A 17,030-nucleotide genomic window follows, 5' to 3' on the forward strand; every position below is an offset into this window, starting at 1 on the left:
GATCCCGTCCCGCCCCGCGCTCTCACTGTCCGGTCGCGGCCACTCAGCCGATGCCCTGCACCGACGCGTAGGCTGGAGCACGTGCCAGCCGTCAATCTCGGGATGCCCAAGGTCCCCGAAACGCTCGCCCCCCGTCGCAAGACCCGCCAGATCAAGGTGGGCAAGGTGCTGGTCGGCGGCGATGCGCCGGTGAGCGTGCAGTCGATGACCACGACGCCGACCACCAACATCAACGCCACGCTGCAGCAGATCGCCGAGCTCACCGCGTCGGGCTGCGAGATCGTGCGCGTCGCCGTGCCGTCGCAGGACGACGCCGACGTGCTGCACATCATCGCGGCGAAGAGTCAGATCCCGGTGATCGCCGACATCCACTTCCAGCCCAAGTACGTGTTCCAGGCCATCGATGCCGGCTGCGGCGCGGTGCGCGTGAACCCGGGCAACATCCGCAAGTTCGACGACCAGGTCGGCGCGATCGCCGCCGCCGCGAAGGCGGCCGGGGTGTCGCTCCGGATCGGCGTCAACGCCGGCTCGCTCGACCGGCGCCTGCTCGAGAAGTACGGCAAGGCGACTCCCGAGGCTCTCGTCGAGAGCGCTGTCTGGGAAGCGTCGCTCTTCGAGGAGCACGACTTCCACGACTTCAAGATCTCGGTCAAGCACAACGACCCGATCGTGATGGTCAAGGCCTACCGGCTCCTCGCCGAGCGCGGCGACTGGCCCCTCCACCTCGGTGTGACCGAGGCCGGACCCGCGTTCCAGGGCACGATCAAGTCGGCGACCGCCTTCGGCATCCTGCTCGCGGAGGGCATCGGCGACACGATCCGCGTGTCGCTGTCGGCCCCGCCCGCCGAAGAGGTCAAGGTCGGCCACCAGATCCTGCAGTCGCTGAACCTGCGCGAGCGCAAGCTCGAGATCGTGTCGTGCCCGTCCTGCGGCCGTGCCCAGGTCGACGTCTACACGCTCGCCGACAACGTCACCGAGGGCCTCAAGGACATGACGGTGCCGCTGCGCGTCGCGGTCATGGGCTGCGTCGTCAACGGACCCGGGGAGGCGCGCGAGGCCGACCTCGGCGTCGCCTCGGGCAACGGCAAGGGACAGATCTTCGTGAAGGGGCAGGTCATCAAGACCGTGCCCGAGGCCGACATCGTCGCCACCCTCATCGAGGAGGCCAACCGTCTCGCCGCCGAGATGGGCCCGGACGCCGCAGTCGGCACGGCGCAGGTCGTCACGTCCTGATGGGCTTCGGCCGGCTGTCGGCCGTGCAGCGGGATCAGGTCGACGAGTGGCTGCCGGGAGCCGAGGCCGTCGCCGACCTCAGCTGGAACCAGGTGGAGACGGTCGTGCTGCGGGTGCGGCACGCCGGTCGCGAGCTGATCGTCAAGGCGTCCGGCGACGGCGATCACCATCTCGGTCGCGAGCTCGATGCGCACGAGGGCGGCTTCGTCGCGGTCTGGCAGCGGAGGGGCCACGCGGCGCGCCTGGTGCACTCCGACCGTGCGGCGCGGGTGCTGGTGCTCGAGTGGGTGCCGGGTGAGCTCGCGTACCGGACGCCCGCGGGCGTGGACCCCGAGGTGCACCGCGGCGCGGGTGAGCTGCTGCGGCGGTTCCACGACCAGGCTTCCCGCCCGTCGGACGGAGCGGATGCCGCGGCCACGCGTCGCGCTCTGCTCTGGCTAGACACGTCCGACGCCATCACGCCGGAGGTGCAGGCACGGCTGCGACACGCGCTCGACGCTCTGCCGCCGATCGACGCGGACCTCGTTCCCACGCATGGCGACTGGCAGCCTCGCAACTGGCTGGTGGACGCCGGCGTGGTCCGGGTGATCGACTTCGGCAGGTTCGCGTTCCGCCCCGCCGCGACCGACTTCGTTCGGCTCGCGGCGCAGGAGTGGCGTGAGAACCCGGCGTGCGAGACCGCCTTCTTCGAGGGCTACGGTCATGATCCGCGGCTCGGATCCGGCACGTCCGAGCGAGCCTTCGGTCCGTCGCACTGGCTCCTGCTGCGGCTGCGCGAAGCCATCGGCACCGCCTGCTGGGCGCATCAGGTGGGGGACGAGGAGTTCGAGGCGCAGGGCCACCGCATGATCGCCGACGCGCTCGCCGAGTTCGGGCGCTGACGGCCGCGCTCGCTCCGAGAGGCGTGGCATGATCCGAAGATGGCTCTCGACCGGATCGCCCTCATCTCCGACGTCCACGGGAATCTGACCGCTCTCGAAGCGGTGCTCGACGACATCGCCGGCCGCGGCATCCGCCGGATCATCAACCTGGGCGACAACGTCGGCAAAGGCCCGCGGGGCGGCGCCGCCACCGAGCGCGTGCGCGACGTGTGCGAGGTGAACATCCGCGGCAACTGGGACGACTTCATCGGCACCGTCGGTGACGACCAGCCCGAGGAGATGCGGTGGTGGCGTGACGAGCTCTCGCCGGAGCAGCGGCGCTGGCTGGGCGGGCTGGCGCTCAGCCACGACCTCGTGATGAGCGGGCGGCGGATCCGGCTGTTCCACGCGTCCGCCGAGAGTCCGCACGTGCGGGTGCGGTTCCGTCACACCGACGAGGAGTTCGACGGCATGTTCCGCGCCACGCAGATGACCGGGGACGGCCCCGAGCCGACCGTCGTGGGCTACGGCGACATCCACGACACGTATCTCGAGTCCCGCGACGGTCGCACCCTCTTCAACGCCGGCAGCGTCGGCAACCCGCTCGACGAGCCGACGCCGAGCTATGTGATCCTCGAGGGTGTGCTCGACGCGTCCGAACGGGCGCCGTTCGAGGTGCGCTTCGTGCGGGTGCCGTACGACGTCGACGCCGAGGTCGCGGCGGCGCAGGCCGTCGGCATGCCTCGGCGCGACGTCTGGGAGGTCGAGCTCCGCACCGCCGTGTACCGCGGACGGCAGGGCGCGTGAGCGCCGCCGCAGGCCCCGCGCCGACCGAGCCCGCCGCGCCACTCTCGCGGCCGATCGTCGCCGGGATCGTGACTGCGCTCGTCGGAGTCACGAGCTCGTTCGCCGTCGTGCTGACAGGTCTCGACGCCGTCGGGGCGACGCGCGCGCAGGCGGCGAGCGGCCTGCTGGTGCTGTGCCTGACGATGGGCGCCTCGGCGATCCTGCTCGCCTGGCGGTACCGGATGCCGATCACGGTGGCGTGGTCGACGCCGGGAGCCGCCGTGCTCGCCGCCACGGGCTCCGTCGAGGGCGGCTGGCCCGCGGCCGTCGGGGCATTCCTCGTGACGGCGGGCCTCATCCTGCTGACGGCGCTCTGGCCGCAGCTAGGACGGCTGATCGCCCGGATCCCGCCGTCGATCGCCCAGGCGATGCTCGCGGGTGTGCTGCTGCCGCTGTGTCTCGCGCCGGTCACCGGAGTCGTGCAGAACCCGTGGGGCGTCATCCCCGTCCTCCTCACCTGGCTGGTGTTCGTGCGCGCGGCGCCGCGCTGGGCGGTGCCGCTGGCGTTCGTCGCGGCATCCGTCGTCATCGGCGTGCATGTCGCGGTCACCGGCGCGACGATCGACCCCGCCCTGCTGGTGCCGCGGCTCGAGTTCACGGCGCCCGTCTTCACCGTCGGAGCCGTCGTGGGTCTGGCGCTGCCGCTCTTCCTCGTGACGATGGCCTCGCAGAACGTCCCGGGCGTCGCCATCATGCGCAGCTTCGGCTACGAGGTGCCCTGGCGGCCGGCGATGCTCGTCACCGGCCTGGGCACCGCCCTCGGAGCGACCGCGGGCGGGCACGCGATCAACCTGGCGGCGATCAGCGCGGCGCTCGCCGCGGGGCCGGAGGCCGACCCCGATGCGAAGCGGCGCTGGGTCGCCGGGGTGTCGACGGGAGCCGGTGGCATCGTTCTCGGTGGCCTGTCGGCGGGGCTCGTCGCCCTCGTGGTGGTCTCTCCGGATGCCGTCATCCCGGCGGTCGCCGGCATCGCGCTGTTCGGCGCGTTCGGTTCGGCCGTGCAGCAGGCGATCGATGACCCGGGGGAGCGGCTGCCTGCCGTGGTGACGTTCCTGGTCGCGGCGTCGGGTGTGGCGATCGCGGGCGTCAGCGCGGCGTTCTGGGCGCTGGTCGCGGGACTCATCGTGCGCGAGGTGCTCCACGCGGGACGCCGCTCGCGCTGACGGGCAGACAGCCGGCGTCAGTGGAGCGTGCCGCCGGGCATGCGCGCGTCGGCGGTCACGGCGAGGCTGGTGCGGACGGCGATCTCGAGCGCCCGGGCGATGTCGGCGAGCGGAAGAGCTGCGGAATCGGATGACGGGGCGTGCTCTGCCGACCAGGGAACGTGGACGAATCCCGCTCGGGTTCCGGATGCCGCCGCCTCGAGCGCCGTGAAGAAGACGTGGTTGCAGACGAACGTGCCCGCCGAGTACGACACCTCCGCGGGGATGCCGGCCGCGGCGATCCGCCGTGCGATCTCCTTCACCGGCAGCGTGGCGAAGTGCGCCGCCGCGGCCCCTGGCACGCTCGGCACGTCGACCGGCTGCTGGCCGACATTGTCGGGGATGCGGGCGTCCACGAGGTTCACGGCGACGCGCTCGACCCCGATCGCGGCGCGTCCACCCGCCAGGCCGGCCGCGATCACCACGTCCGGCCGATGGTCGGCGAGCAGCTCTCGCAGGCGGCCTGCGGCGCCGGTGAACGTCACCGGCAGTACGGCCGAGACGAGCACCTCGGGTCCCTCCCAGCGGGAGGCGACACGGTGGACGGCCTCGCCCGACGGGTTGGCGGCGTCGCCTCCGAAGGGCTCGAACCCGGTCAGGAGCACGGTCGTCGTCACGACACCAGGCTAGGCGGTCGGCTCCAGAACGATGGATCCCGTCGCGATGGAGGCGCTCCTGAGACGCAGCCGCACCGTGGATCCCGGGGCTGCGTCGAGCCCGGCCACCTTGGCGGTCACCGGTGGATCCGTCAGCTGCACCCGTGCGCCGTCGTTGCGTCGGCCGAGCACCACGGCCTCGAAGGCCTGCCCTTCACGTCGCGACAGCAGTGCCGCCTCGACCCGGTCGAGGGCGGCGGCGTCCAGCCGGTTCGCCACTCCATCGCTGCGTGCCATGAGCGGGGGAAGCGTCGGCAGGCTCTCTCGCGCCCACGACGGCACCTCGCGCTGATTCGCCAGCGCTTCGCACACCACGAGCGACCACCGGTCGACCAGCCGGCGCAGGGGAGCGGTGGCGTGGGCGTAGGGCGCACCGATCGCCGCCTGCAGCGGATCGGCGGGCGCGCTGCCGTCGAAGGCCACGTAGCCGGCGCCCCGGAACAGACCGGCCGCGGCGTCCAGGATCGCGAGCGCGGCCGGGCGATCGCGATCCAGCGAGCGGAGGTAGTCGCCGTACGAGACGCCCGCTGTCCAGGGGATGCCGAGTGCCACGGTCTGCGCCCGGAACGCAGCGACGTCGTCCGGATCGGCGGCCGGCATGGTGCGGAGGATGCCGACTCCTCCGCGCAGCATGAGGTCGGCCGCGGCCATGCCCGTCAGCAGCGACAGCTGTGCGTTCCAGTCCTCGACCGCGAGCGGCGCGTCCCGTTCGAGGCGGTAGCCGGAATCGTCGGCGACGATGCGGGTCTCGGGCACGTTGAGGCTCACGCCGCCGCGCTCCGCCTCGCGTTCCCGGCGCAGCGGCCCGAACCAGGCCAGCGCCTGCAGGGCATTCGGCGCGGTGCCCGCGTCGATCGCGGTCTGGGCATCCATGTAGGTCCACTGGGCGCGCGAGCGGATCACCGCGCGGCGCAGGGTCGTCTCGACCGGCCGTGCGCCGTCGTCGAGCACGAATCGCCACACGAACGCGCGCCGCTCGCGCCCGGGCAGCAGCGAGGCGGCGTCCTCGCTGAGGGCGACCGGATGCAGCGGAATCCGGCCATCGGCCGCGTAGAGCGTCTGCCCCCGCAGGCGCGCCTCGCCGTCGACGGCGCCGCCCGGCGTCACGAACGCCGGCAGGTCGGCGATGGCGTAGTGGACCACCGCACCGGTGGGCGTGCGCTCGAGGTGGAGCGCCTGATCGAGATCTGTCGAGCCCGCCGGGTCGATCGTGAGGAACTCGATGTCGCGCAGGTCGTCGAGCTGCGCCGCTGCCGGATCGGCAGGGACGCTGCGCACCGCCTGCTGTGCCTCGGCCTCCACCGCCGCCGGGAAGCCATCCGGAAGGTCGAGCTCGGTCCGCAGCTGCGAGAGCGACTCGGTCAGGTCGTCGTGGGCCCGCGCGGGGACCACTCGGGGGCGACGTGCGGGCACCCGCTCAGTGTAGGCAGACGTCGGTCCGAGCGCGCGGCGCGCGGAATGACGTCACGCCCCTTCGGAGCGCCGCACGGTGGGATATGAACCATCTGCGGGAACGCGGACACTACAGGGTATGGACGATGATGACGCCGCCCTCTGGGAGCGGGTCCTGACCGGCGACGAGGCCGCGCTGGCAATGCTGTTCGACCGCCACGAGGCACGTCTCTTCCGTCATGCCCGCCGTCTGCTGACCGCGCGAGAGGATGCGAAGGATGCGGTGACCATCGGATTCTTCGAGCTCTGGCGCAAGCGCGAGTCGGTCCGCCTCGTGGACGGTTCGCCCCTCCCGTGGCTGCTCAACACCGTCTCGAACTGCGCCCGCAATCTTGAGCGCTCCGGCCGCCGCTACCGGACGCTCCTCGCTCGGACGCCTGTCGCATCGAACCCGGGAGCACCGAAAGGCCCGGACGAGACCGGCGTGCTCGCCGCCCTGAAGAGGCTTCCCGCCCGCGAGCAGAGCGTCGTGGTGCTGACCGTCCTCGAGGGCTATCCCGACCGGGCGGCGGCCGAGACGCTCGGCATCCCCGTGGGCACCGTGAAGTCGCGGCTCGCCCGAGCCAAGGCCAAGCTGCGCGAAGAGATGGCTTCGATCGAGGGAGCATGGGCATGAACGACGACCTCACCCCGTACGAGCAGTCCGAGATGCGCGACCTCGTGCTCGCCGGCGCACAGCGCATCCGCCCGGCGGGGAGACACCGCATGCAGCTGGTGGCCGGTGCGGTGGCACTCGTCCTCATCGGCGTGGTGAGCGGCGGTGCCATCACGACCGCCGCGCTGCTCGGGTCCGACGCCCGCCCGGCGCCCGCGCCGACGACGAGCGAGACCCGGCCGGCGCCGTCTCCGTCGCCGACCCCCGAGACGACTCCCGCCCCCACCCCGACGCCGTCACCTCCCACTCCGGTCGTATCAGCAGCGGGCGTCACTCCCTTCGCCGGCGAGTGCGCGAACGCGCTCGACGAAGCGAGCGTGGAGGCGGTCGCGAAGATCGACATGATGCTGTCGGACTACCGCTGGAAGACGGGCGCGAACGAGGTGCTCGGGGGAATCGACTGCGTCTGGGTGTCGGACGGCGTCTACCTGGCGGCCACCGCACACCTGATGGCCTATCCCGAGGCCGTGGTCGACGACGCTCTGCGGGCGGGCACCGCGACCGGGTGCGCGCCGGTCACTGAGGACGGAACCCAGGTCGAATGCACGGAGGCGGGTGTCGTGGGCGGCACATGGCTGGTCGTCCGGGCGGCAGGCGAGAAGGATTCCGTGACGGCGCCGGGTGTTGCCGGACTCTTCGCCGAGGCATCGCGCCGCCTGGCCGATCACCCGGCCCCGACTCCCGCCGCCCGTACCGCCGAGTGGTGGGCGCTGCCCGACTGCGCCGCGATCGTCGCATCCATCGACCCGGCCGTGTACGGCTTCGAGCGGGTGGCACTGCTTGCCCAGAGCAGTCGCGGCGAGGCGACCGAGCGACTGGAGGGGGTCGCGCTGTTCGCGGGCGCCGCGAGCTGGTGCGAACTGCACTTCACATCGGGGAGCGGAGATACGACCTCAGGGGAGGTGGTCCGCGTCGACGTCGTCCCCGGCGGCGCGATCGCGTTCCAGACGGCGCTCGACGCGGCGGACGCGCAGCCGGTGACGGTCGACGGGGCAGAGGCCGCCGTCATCGCGCCGGGGCTCGACCGCTACGAGGGGTCCGGCTCGGTGGTCGTCGCGACCGATGGCGTCAACGTCCTCATGGTGACGCCCGATTTCATCCGGAGCACCACCGACGCGCTCCCGCTCACCGCGGCGGTGCTCGCGCTGATGCACCCTTGACCCCGGCACCCGGGCAGGTCCACCTGACTCCGTGACGCGGCCAGGGCCACCCTCGCGGCAGCGCGCCGGTGCTGTCGTGAGTGGGCGTGGGGACCGTGCGTCCTAGACTTGACCCTCGTGGTCACCCGTCTGTCGCACTTCTTCCTCCGCACGCTTCGTGAAGACCCCGCCGACGCGGAGGTGACGAGCCACCGGCTGCTCGTGCGCGCCGGCTATATCCGGCGTGCCGCGCCGGGCGTGTTCACCTGGCTGCCGCTCGGGCTCAAGGTCAAGGCGAAGATCGAGAAGATCATCCGCGACGAGATGACGAGCGCCGGCGCGTACGAGGTGCACTTCCCGGCCCTGCTGCCGCGCGACCCGTATGAGGCGTCCGGCCGCTGGACCTCGTACGGCGACGGCATCTTCCGCCTGCAGGACCGCAAGGGCGCCGACTATCTGCTCGCACCGACGCACGAGGAGATGTTCACGCTCCTCGTCAAGGATCTGTATTCGTCGTACAAGGACCTTCCGCTGATGATCTATCAGATCCAGGACAAGTACCGCGATGAGGCCCGCCCGCGTGCCGGGCTCCTGCGCGGGCGCGAGTTCACGATGAAGGACGCGTACTCGTTCGACTACACCGACGAGGGGCAGGACGCCTCGTACCAGTCGCAGCGCGACGCGTACGAGCGGATCTTCCAGGCGCTCGGACTCGAGTACGTCATCGTCGCCGCCGACAACGGCCTGATGGGCGGCGCCCGCTCCGAGGAGTTCCTGCACCCGACGGCCGTCGGCGAAGACACGTTCGTCCGGTCAGCGGGCGGCTACGCCGCGAACGTCGAGGCGTACACGACGACCGCGCCGGCGTCGATCCCCTTCGACGGCATCGGCGCACCGGTCATCTTCGACTCGCCGAACACCCCGACGATCCAGACGCTGGTCGACCACGCGAACACGCACCTCGATGCTCCCGCGTCGGGGATCGCCGGCCCCGCAACGGACGGCGCCGCGGAGTGGACCGCGGCGCACACGCTCAAGAACGTCGTGCTCGCCCTGACCCATCTCGACGGCACCCGCGAGCTGGTCATCGTGGGTGTGCCCGGCGACCGCGACATCGACGACAAGCGCGTCGAGGTGGCCTTCGCTCCCGCGGCCGTGGAGCCCGCGACCGAGCAGGACTTCGAGAGGCACCCGCTGCTCGTCAAGGGCTACATCGGTCCGTGGTCCGAGACCGGGGCGGTGCTCGGCGAGGAGTCGGCAACCGGCATCCGCTACCTCCTCGATCCGCGTGTCGCCGACGGCACGGCGTGGATCACCGGCGCCAACATCGACCAGAAGCACGTCCACACCCTCGTCGCCGGCCGGGACTTCGCCGGTGACGGCTTCGTCGAGGTCGCGAACGTCCGCGCCGGAGACCCGGCGCCCGACGGCTCCGGGCCCGTTGAGCTCGCTCGCGGCATGGAGATCGGGCACGTCTTCCAGCTCGGGCGCTTCTTCGCCGAGACGCTGGGTCTCAAGGTCCTCGACGAGAACGGCAAGCTCGTCACTGTGACGATGGGCTCGTACGGCATCGGCGTCACCCGCATCCTGGCGATCATCGCCGAGCTCAACAACGACGACAAGGGCCTCATCTGGCCGCCGTCGGTGGCGCCGTTCGACGTCCACGTCGTGGCGGCCGGGCGTGAGGCCGTCATGTTCGACGTGGCCGAGAAGCTGTCGGCCGATCTGGAGGCATCCGGCCTCGATGTGCTCTACGACGACCGGCCCAAGGTGTCTCCGGGCGTGAAGTTCGGCGACGCCGAGCTCGTCGGCGTGCCGAGGATCGTCATCGTCGGCCGTGGCGCCGCCGATGGCCAGGTCGAGGTCTGGGACCGCCGCACCGGCGAACGCGAGGTCGTGTCCAGCGCGGACGCGGTGGCGCGCCTGACAGCACGCTGAGCCTCGTCCGACCTTCGGGTCGGAACGGTTGATCCGGGCGCTCCGCTCGCGTCCGCCCGCACACGGACGGGACATGGCAACGTGGAGGCATGAACCACAGCGCCGCGGTGCCCCCTGAAGTGACCGAGGACATGCGGGGGATGCTCGCAGATGCCGGGATCACCGACAACGCCGATCTCGTCGCCCGCATCCTCGCGACCGGGATCGGGCTGGGCCTGGACCGCGCCGACCGGCTCGACCTGAAGATCGCGAGCGCGGCGCTCACCGAGATGCGCGCGGCGTTCCAGCTGTTCGCGCCGTACGAGGACCTGCCGAAGGCGACGATCTTCGGCTCGGCTCGCACCCTCCCCGACGACGCGCTCTACCGTCAGGCCTCGGAGGTCGCCGCCGCGCTGGCCGCGAGCGGGTGGATGGTCGTGACGGGCGCAGGCCCGGGGATCATGCAGGCGGCGGCGGAGGGAGCGGGTGCCCACAACTCGCTCGGCGTCTCGATCCGGCTGCCGTTCGAGGAGAAGCCGAACGCGATCGTCGGCGAGAACGCGCGGAACGTCACCATGAAGTACTTCTTCACGCGCAAACTCATGCTCGTGAAGGAGTCGAAGGGCTTCGTGTGCGTGCCCGGCGGGTTCGGCACGCTGGATGAGATGTTCGAACTGCTGACCCTGCAGCAGACGGGAAAGGCCGACCCGACGCCGATCGTGCTCCTGGACGCCCCCGGTGGAAGGTTCTGGTCAGGACTGCGCAGTTTCGTCGACGATCACCTGCTGTCGTCGGGGGTCATCTCCGAGGGCGATTTCGATCGCGTCGTGGTGACCGACTCGGTCGAGTCCGCCGTGGCCGCATTGACCGGCTTCTACCGCAACTATGACTCGCTGCGGTGGGTCGGCAAGCGCCTGGTGCTGCGTCTGAAGAGCGAGCCGACGGATGCCGAGGTATCGGCGTTGAACGCCGAGTTCGGCGCCCTGCTCGCAGAGGGCCGCATCGAGCGCCGCGGCCCGCTCACGATCGAACGTGAGGACGACGACCGCGTGGAGCTGCCGCGCCTGGTGCTGCGGCTCAACCAGTTCCGCGTGGGTGAGCTGTACCGCCTGATCGCGGCGGTCAACGCGCTGGACTCTGCACCGCCGGCCTGATCCACGGCGGCTGAGGCCGCGGCATCCGTCCCGGGAATGAGGTCGTTCTCATGCGTCCGTCGTCGGCTGTTCACCTGCGGTTCCGGTGGGCGTCGCCGCACGGGGCGAGGCTGACGGCATCCCCGGCCGACGCCGCCATGCCTGCAGAGAGGACCCTCGTGAGCATCATCGAAGGATTCCGCCGTTCCCTTCCCCTCGCCGACCACGCGCGCGGCAAGCGCCTCGCGGCGACGTGCCAGTACAAATGCGCGAACGCGTGCCTCGGGCCGGAGTGCAACTCCTCGCACAACGAGACCTTCCAGGAGGTGGCCTCGGCTGCGCTGTCGCGTCGTGCGCTCCTCGGGCTCGGCGCGGCCGGGGCGCTCGCGATCGCCGTCGGCGGTCTCCGCTCGCAGACGCCGCTGTCGGCGCCCGGCTCGGCGGGCGTCGGGGGAGCGGGCGCGGCATTCGCTCGCCCCGCCGGCGGCAGCCTGCCGTTCGACCCCATCTCCCCGGTGAACCGGCTCGTCGACGAGTTCACGGTTCCGTCGGGCTACACCTGGCGGCCCGTCATCCGGTGGGGCGACCCCCTGTTCTCGAACGCTCCCGCCTTCGACATCGACGGCCAGTCGCCCGCGGCTCAGGCTCTGCAGTTCGGCTACAACTGCGACTACCTCGACATCGTCGCCGACCCGAGCGGCAAGACCGGCGTCCTGGTGACCAACCACGAGTACGTCAACCCCGCGATCATGTTCCCGCCGTCGTCCGACCCGGCTGAGCTCCAGCGCCGCGGCGACGTGTTCAAGGCCGCGCAGGGCATGTCGGTCGTCGAGATCCGCCGCAAGCGCACGGGTGAGCCCTGGTCGTATGTCGTCGGTGGCCCCCGCAACCGCCGGATCACGGTCGAGACCGTCTTCGAGCTGACGGGCCCTGCGGCCGGGAGCGACCTGGTGAAGACCGCGGCCGACCCCGAGGGTCGGTGGGTGCACGGCACGCTGGGCAACTGCGCAGGCGGAACGACCCCGTGGGGCACGATCCTGTCGGGCGAGGAGAACTTCAACGGGTACTTCGCGTGGGCAGCGGACACCCCGGCTCAGAAGCGGTACCAGGCGTCCGCCTCCACCTCGACGTCGACGGGATGGGAGAAGTACGACCCTCGCTTCGACGCGCACAACCCCGACTTCGTCAACGAGCCCAACCGGTTCGGCTACATCGTCGAGATCGACCCGCAGGATCCGACGTCGACGCCCCGCAAGCACACCGCGATGGGCCGGTTCAAGCACGAGGGCGCGAACGTCATCGTCGCGGAGGACGGCCACGTGGTCGCCTACATGGGCGACGACGAGCGCAACGACTACCTCTACAAGTTCGTGTCGAAGAACAGGATCTCGGGTTCGCGCAAGAAGAACCTGCAGCTGTTGAGCGAGGGCGACCTGTATGTCGCGAAGTTCTCGGGCAACTCCCCGGCCGGCGAGATCCTCGGCACCGGAGCGCTTCCCAGCGATGGGCTGTTCGACGGCTCCGGCAGCTGGCTCCCGCTGACGCAGAACGGGCAGAGCGCCGTGCCCGGCTTCACGACCGAGCAGGTCCTCGTCCACACGCGTCTCGCGGCGGATGCGGTCGGCGCGACGAAGATGGACCGTCCGGAGGACGTCGAGCCCAGCCCGAAGACCGGCAAGGTGTACCTGGCGCTGACCAACAACTCGGCTCGCTCGGCGGCGACGCTCGACGAGACCAACCCGGTCACCGGCAACCGCTACGGGCATGTGGTGGAGCTGACCGAGACGGCGGGGCAGTCCGGCACCACGTTCGGCTGGAGCATCCTGCTCCTCTGCGGCGACCCGGCGACGTTCGCCAACTCGTACTTCGCAGGCTTCCCCAAGGAGCTCGTGTCGCCGATCTCGTGCCCCGACAACGTCGCCTTCGACTCGTCGGGCAACCTCTGGATCTCCACCGATGGCGCGCCCAGCACGATCGGCTACAACGACGGACTCTTCCTCGTGCCGCTCGAGGGCGCCGAGCGCGGCCACGTGCAGCAGTTCCTGTCGGTGCCGCGTGATGCCGAGACCTGCGGGCCGGTGATCCACGACAAGGAGGGCCTCGTCTTCGTCGCGGTGCAGCACCCCGGTGAGGACGGCACGTTCGCGGCGCCGACCTCGCTGTTCCCCGACTACGGCTCGACCCTGCCGGGCGCCGTGCCGACGGCGCCGCGCCCGTCGGTGGTCCAGGTCTACCGCGCCTGACCGGCCGCCGCCGAGAGCGCCGCGCCGCCTGACCTCAGGCGGCGCGGCGTCCGGCTCCGGTCAGCAGCTGACCTTGCCGTGCGACATCGTGTCGTCGGGCGTGTCCTTGGTCACCAGCGACTTGAGCATTCCCGCTGCGGTGACGAGCTTGCCGTGCCGCGGCTCCCAGAACTCGCACTCGACCGGCGTCACGCGCAGCAGCACGATGCCGGGGGTGTCCAGTCCGTCCTCGAACCAGATGTCGAGGTCGGGGGAGTAGAGCTCCTTCATCTTCGCGTCGTCGCGGACGACCTCGGCACGCCCTGCGACCGACACGTACCGGTGACCCTTCGGGTCGAGGTACGACAGTCCGACGTCGTGCTGCGGGTCGGCCTGGGCCTCGGCGACCTTGCTGGTCCCCGCGAGGGTGAAGAACCAGATGTCGCCGGCGTCGTCCATCTGCCGTGTGCTCATCGGCCGACTCACGAGATTGCCCGCGGCATCCCGGGTGGTGAGCATCGTGAAGTCGATGTCCTCGACCAGCTCCTTGACCCGGGCGATCGCCTCCGGGCCGGTGACGAGATCTTCTTCTGCGTGTGTCATGCCCTCAGACTCGACGATGTCGCGCATGTCCTCCAGGGCATTGACAGCACGGATGCCGCGCCTCAATGGATCCCCTGCCGCCCGGGACGCCGCAGTCCGCGCACTCACATCCGCGCGACGCGGGCCCGCACGACGGTGAAGATCCCATAGGCGATGAAGCCCACGCCGACGATCCAGGCGAGCCATGGCCCGAGCGGCAGGGCGAGCAGCGCGTCGACCGCGCCGTCCAGCCCGCCGGCGGTTTCGGCATCCGTCGCCACCGCGGCGATGACCAGCAGCACCCCGACGATCGTCAGGGCCACGCCCTTCGCGACGAAGCCGACGACCCCGAGCGTCGTGAGCGTGCGTCCGCGCTTGCCGTCCGGGATCCGCACGCGCGTGCGGAAGCTCCGCCTGACGCCCATCACCACGAATGAGATCCCGCCGATTCCTATACCGAGGCCGATGAGTCCCAGCAGGATGGGTCCGCCAGGCACCTCCAGCAGTCCCCGGCTCGCGCCCTCTGCCGCCTCCTCGGCGTTGGGTCGCGCGCCCATCGCCACCGCTGCCGAGATGAGGCCGAGCGCGATGAAGACCGCCGCCTGCCCCCAATCGGCCATCCGTCGGCCCCACTTGCGCGCGGCGCCCTTGGCGTCGCCCGATCGGTCGCGCGCGAGGAGGCCTTCGGCCGCGTGCCACACGCCCAGCGCCCACAGTCCGACCGCGATGAGCCACAGGACGACGAAGCCGGCGGGGGCGCCTGCCACCGCCTTCATCGCGCCCGCCTGGTCGCCTTCGCCGCGCCCGCCCGCGGCGAGCACGATGACGATGACCCCGATGAGGATGTGGATCACGCCGTTGGCGACGTATCCGGCGCGGGCCACGGCCTCGAAGACGGCGCTGGACTCCGCCTCGCGGGCCAGCTGCTTCGCGTTGGCTTTCACGCCCTCACGCTAGACCCGTGATCGCGCGGAAGGCGGGGGTTGACGCGGGTCCGGCGGGATGCGTTGCCGACCACGACGGTTCGCCGCGCGCGGTGCGGCCTCAGGGTGCCATCGGCGGGCGCACCTATCATGGGGCGGATGATCCGCGAGGGCCGTCGACAGCTCCCGTCCGGATGGAGCGTCGTGCCGCGACTCGTGCGCGGAGCTCCTCCGGCGGTGCTCGTCGTGGTGGGCGCGCTGTCGCTGCTGGTCGGACTCCTCATCGTGACGCGGCCGCTCACCTCGCTGGTCCTCCTCACCGTCTACGTGGGACTGAGTGCCATCTTCTCCGGCGTGGCACGGATGCTCGCGGCGCCCGAGACGGCGCTGTGGTCCCGCGTCGGATTCGGCGTCGTGTGGATCGCGCTGGGCCTGGGGATCCTCCTCGGCCTCGGCCGTACCCTCGAGCTGCTCCCCGAGATCATCGCGGTGCTTCTCGTGCTCGGCGGTCTGGCGTCGATCTACGACGCGGTGCGGCGGGGGAGTGTCAGCCAGCGGGTGCTCGCCGGCGTCTGGGGCGGGGCGCAGATCGCGTTCGGCATCCTGTCGTATGCGTGGCCCGACGTGACGGTGCTCGTCGTCGCGCTGATCTTCGGCGTGCGGACGGTGATCTTCGGTGCGTCCATGCTCGTGCGTGCCGTGCGCGCGTTCGTCGAGGGCAGACGCTCGGTCCCCGCCACCGGTGAGCCCGCCGGGCCGGTCCCGGCGAAGACGCACGCGTCGGCGCGAGACGTGCCCGACCTCACGGATGCGGCTTCCGCCTCGGCAGAGTCGGCGCCTCCGGACGCGGCATCCGTCTCGGCCGCAGCTGCGGGTGCCCCGAGGCGGCGTCGCGCCCGCGCCGCGTGGCTGGCCGCCGGCCGGTACGCCCTCTCGGCACTGCTCGTAGCGCTCGCCGCCGGTGGCTGGTGGGCGAACGCGTGGTTCGAGGACGGCGCGCAGGTCGTGGACGCCTTCTACGACCCGCCGGCCGTCGTGCCGTACGAGCACGGGCAGCTGATCCGCACGGACGACTTCTCGGGGCAGAAGCCCTCCGGCGCCGAGGTCATGCGCATCCTCTACACGACCCGCGACGCGAACGGGCAGCCCGCGGTGGCGAGCGCTCTCGTGATCGTGCCGCAGCAGGCGCCGCCGGGTCCGCGACCGGTCGTCGTCTGGAACCACGGGACGACCGGCGTCGCCCGTGGCTGCGCGCCCAGCCTGCGCGACGCGTCCGCGACGAAGTGGGCGATACCGGGCCTCGACCAGGCGCTCGCACGCGGGTGGGTCGTCGTGGCGTCCGACTACTCCGGCCAGGGCGCGCCGGGCGTCTTCCCCTATCTCATCGGGCGCGGCGAGGCGCGCTCGTCACTCGACGCGGTGCTCGCCGCAGGCGAGCTGGACGGTCTCACGCTGTCGAGCCGGACCGTCGTCTGGGGACACTCGCAGGGCGGACACGCGGCGCTGTGGACGTCGCAGATCGCCGGCGACTACGCCCCCGACCTCGACATCCGGGGCACGGCGCTGCTCGCACCGGCCGCCGAGCCTGTCGAGCTGGCCGAGGAGCTGACGAGGGGCGATGCCAATGCGCTGCTGTCCATCCTCATCTCGTGGGTGCTCGTGCCGTATGCCGACACCTACGACGACGTGGAACTCACCGACTACATCGCCCCGGGCTCGGAGGCCATCGTCCGCGAGATGACGCAGCGGTGTCCCTCCGAACCCGGCGTCGTCGTGTCAGTGGCGACGGCGCTCGGCGTCTCCGAGGACCGCCCGCTGTTCGAGGGCGACCTCACCACCGGCGCCCTCGGCCGTCGTCTCGAGGACAACACGCCGACGGGGCCCTGGGAGCAGCCGATCCTCATCGCCTGGGGCGACGAGGACGAGGTCATTCCCCCCCACCTCCAGCACGAGTTCGTCGAGCGGCTGTGCGCGCAGGGCGATCAGGTCCGCAGCCTCGAATACCGTGGCTACGACCACCTGCGCACCCTGCTCCCGGGCTCGCATTTCGTGCCGGTGCTCATCGCCTGGACAGACGCGCGGTTCCGTCACGCCGACACGCACGTCGATGACTGCCCGACCGAGTAGGCGTCTCAGAACCGGCCCCCGGGGCGACGTTGGCCGCGCCCTCCTGCGAGCCCCCCCAGCCACGTGCAGCCGTGCATCGGACT

Annotated in this window: 14 protein-coding genes; 10 read left to right on the forward strand and 4 right to left on the reverse strand. The window is 71.4% G+C overall.

The genetic code is table 11. From position 1 onward, the window contains the following. Window positions 1-81 precede the first annotated feature (81 nt). Genes ispG through MRBLWS13_RS19520 form a run of 4 tightly spaced genes read left to right on the forward strand, consistent with a single transcriptional unit; the run spans window position 82 to window position 4,102 of the window. Window positions 82-1,233: a flavodoxin-dependent (E)-4-hydroxy-3-methylbut-2-enyl-diphosphate synthase gene (ispG, locus tag MRBLWS13_RS19505; RefSeq protein WP_204260065.1), complete on the forward strand. Its 1,152-nt coding sequence runs from the start codon at window positions 82-84 to the stop codon at window positions 1,231-1,233. After that, complete coding sequence (locus MRBLWS13_RS19510; RefSeq protein WP_349426969.1) at window positions 1,233-2,114, forward strand: aminoglycoside phosphotransferase family protein; 882 nt, start codon at window positions 1,233-1,235, stop codon at window positions 2,112-2,114. The genes ispG and MRBLWS13_RS19510 overlap by 1 nt, the downstream gene beginning before the upstream one ends. Before the next feature lie 39 nt (window positions 2,115-2,153). Next, on the forward strand, window positions 2,154-2,900 hold the full coding sequence (locus tag MRBLWS13_RS19515; RefSeq protein WP_349426970.1) for a metallophosphoesterase family protein: 747 nt from the start codon (window positions 2,154-2,156) through the stop codon (window positions 2,898-2,900). Further along, window positions 2,897-4,102, forward strand: a complete 1,206-nt coding sequence (locus MRBLWS13_RS19520) for a benzoate/H(+) symporter BenE family transporter (protein WP_349426971.1) — start codon at window positions 2,897-2,899, stop codon at window positions 4,100-4,102. Before MRBLWS13_RS19515 ends, MRBLWS13_RS19520 begins: the two co-directional genes overlap by 4 nt. 17 nt (window positions 4,103-4,119) lie before the next feature. Here the strand turns inward: MRBLWS13_RS19520 and pcp are convergent, their stop codons facing one another. Then, entirely contained in the window at window positions 4,120-4,758 is a 639-nt protein-coding gene (pcp, locus tag MRBLWS13_RS19525; RefSeq protein ID WP_349426972.1) for a pyroglutamyl-peptidase I, read from the reverse strand. A gap of 9 nt (window positions 4,759-4,767) precedes the next feature. Further along, the gene (locus tag MRBLWS13_RS19530) at window positions 4,768-6,210 is read right to left on the reverse strand and encodes an RNB domain-containing ribonuclease (protein WP_349426973.1); all 1,443 of its coding nucleotides are present in this window, start codon (window positions 6,208-6,210) and stop codon (window positions 4,768-4,770) included. 118 nt (window positions 6,211-6,328) lie between these two features. On the opposite strand from MRBLWS13_RS19530, the gene MRBLWS13_RS19535 reads away from it, so the two are divergent. From MRBLWS13_RS19535 to MRBLWS13_RS19555, 5 genes are all read left to right on the forward strand, one after another. Next, on the forward strand, window positions 6,329-6,865 hold the full coding sequence (locus MRBLWS13_RS19535; protein WP_349426974.1) for a sigma-70 family RNA polymerase sigma factor: 537 nt from the start codon (window positions 6,329-6,331) through the stop codon (window positions 6,863-6,865). Next, window positions 6,862-8,064 carry a hypothetical protein gene (locus MRBLWS13_RS19540; RefSeq protein ID WP_349426975.1) on the forward strand — a complete coding sequence of 401 codons (1,203 nt, stop codon included), beginning with the start codon at window positions 6,862-6,864 and terminating at the stop codon, window positions 8,062-8,064. Before MRBLWS13_RS19535 ends, MRBLWS13_RS19540 begins: the two co-directional genes overlap by 4 nt. A 117-nt stretch (window positions 8,065-8,181) precedes the next feature. Further along, a complete protein-coding gene (locus MRBLWS13_RS19545) occupies window positions 8,182-9,981 on the forward strand; it encodes a proline--tRNA ligase (RefSeq protein ID WP_349426976.1) in 1,800 nt (599 codons plus the stop codon). Window positions 9,982-10,070: 89 nt separating this feature from the next. Beyond that, complete coding sequence (locus tag MRBLWS13_RS19550; protein ID WP_349426977.1) at window positions 10,071-11,114, forward strand: TIGR00730 family Rossman fold protein; 1,044 nt, start codon at window positions 10,071-10,073, stop codon at window positions 11,112-11,114. Window positions 11,115-11,251: 137 nt separating this feature from the next. Further along, on the forward strand, window positions 11,252-13,336 hold the full coding sequence (locus tag MRBLWS13_RS19555) for a PhoX family phosphatase (RefSeq protein WP_349426978.1): 2,085 nt from the start codon (window positions 11,252-11,254) through the stop codon (window positions 13,334-13,336). Window positions 13,337-13,396: 60 nt separating this feature from the next. Here MRBLWS13_RS19555 and MRBLWS13_RS19560 read toward each other — a convergent pair whose 3' ends face one another. Both MRBLWS13_RS19560 and MRBLWS13_RS19565 read right to left on the reverse strand, forming a co-directional pair. After that, the gene (locus MRBLWS13_RS19560; RefSeq protein ID WP_349426979.1) at window positions 13,397-13,918 is read right to left on the reverse strand and encodes a pyridoxamine 5'-phosphate oxidase family protein; all 522 of its coding nucleotides are present in this window, start codon (window positions 13,916-13,918) and stop codon (window positions 13,397-13,399) included. Window positions 13,919-14,022: 104 nt separating this feature from the next. Then, on the reverse strand, window positions 14,023-14,841 hold the full coding sequence (locus tag MRBLWS13_RS19565; RefSeq protein WP_349426980.1) for a DUF1206 domain-containing protein: 819 nt from the start codon (window positions 14,839-14,841) through the stop codon (window positions 14,023-14,025). A gap of 138 nt (window positions 14,842-14,979) precedes the next feature. Here MRBLWS13_RS19565 and MRBLWS13_RS19570 point away from each other — a divergent pair, with 138 nt between their 5' ends. Beyond that, entirely contained in the window at window positions 14,980-16,947 is a 1,968-nt protein-coding gene (locus tag MRBLWS13_RS19570) for a lipase family protein (RefSeq protein ID WP_349426981.1), read from the forward strand. Window positions 16,948-17,030: the final 83 nt, after the last annotated feature.

The sequence above is a fragment of the Microbacterium sp. LWS13-1.2 genome (assembly GCF_040144835.1).
GTDB lineage: Bacteria > Actinomycetota > Actinomycetes > Actinomycetales > Microbacteriaceae > Microbacterium.

Bases quoted from the DNA above. Each gene is read 5' to 3' on its own strand.
- MRBLWS13_RS19510 (WP_349426969.1), top strand. From the start codon at position 1,233: ATGGGCTTCGGCCGGCTGTCGGCCGTGCAGCGGGATCAGGTCGACGAG.
- MRBLWS13_RS19515 (WP_349426970.1), top strand. From the start codon at position 2,154: ATGGCTCTCGACCGGATCGCCCTCATCTCCGACGTCCACGGGAATCTG.
- MRBLWS13_RS19535 (WP_349426974.1), top strand. From the start codon at position 6,329: ATGGACGATGATGACGCCGCCCTCTGGGAGCGGGTCCTGACCGGCGAC.
- MRBLWS13_RS19540 (WP_349426975.1), top strand. From the start codon at position 6,862: ATGAACGACGACCTCACCCCGTACGAGCAGTCCGAGATGCGCGACCTC.
- MRBLWS13_RS19550 (WP_349426977.1), top strand. From the start codon at position 10,071: ATGAACCACAGCGCCGCGGTGCCCCCTGAAGTGACCGAGGACATGCGG.
- MRBLWS13_RS19555 (WP_349426978.1), top strand. From the start codon at position 11,252: ATGCCTGCAGAGAGGACCCTCGTGAGCATCATCGAAGGATTCCGCCGT.
- MRBLWS13_RS19560 (WP_349426979.1), bottom strand. From the start codon at position 13,918: ATGACACACGCAGAAGAAGATCTCGTCACCGGCCCGGAGGCGATCGCC.
- MRBLWS13_RS19570 (WP_349426981.1), top strand. From the start codon at position 14,980: ATGATCCGCGAGGGCCGTCGACAGCTCCCGTCCGGATGGAGCGTCGTG.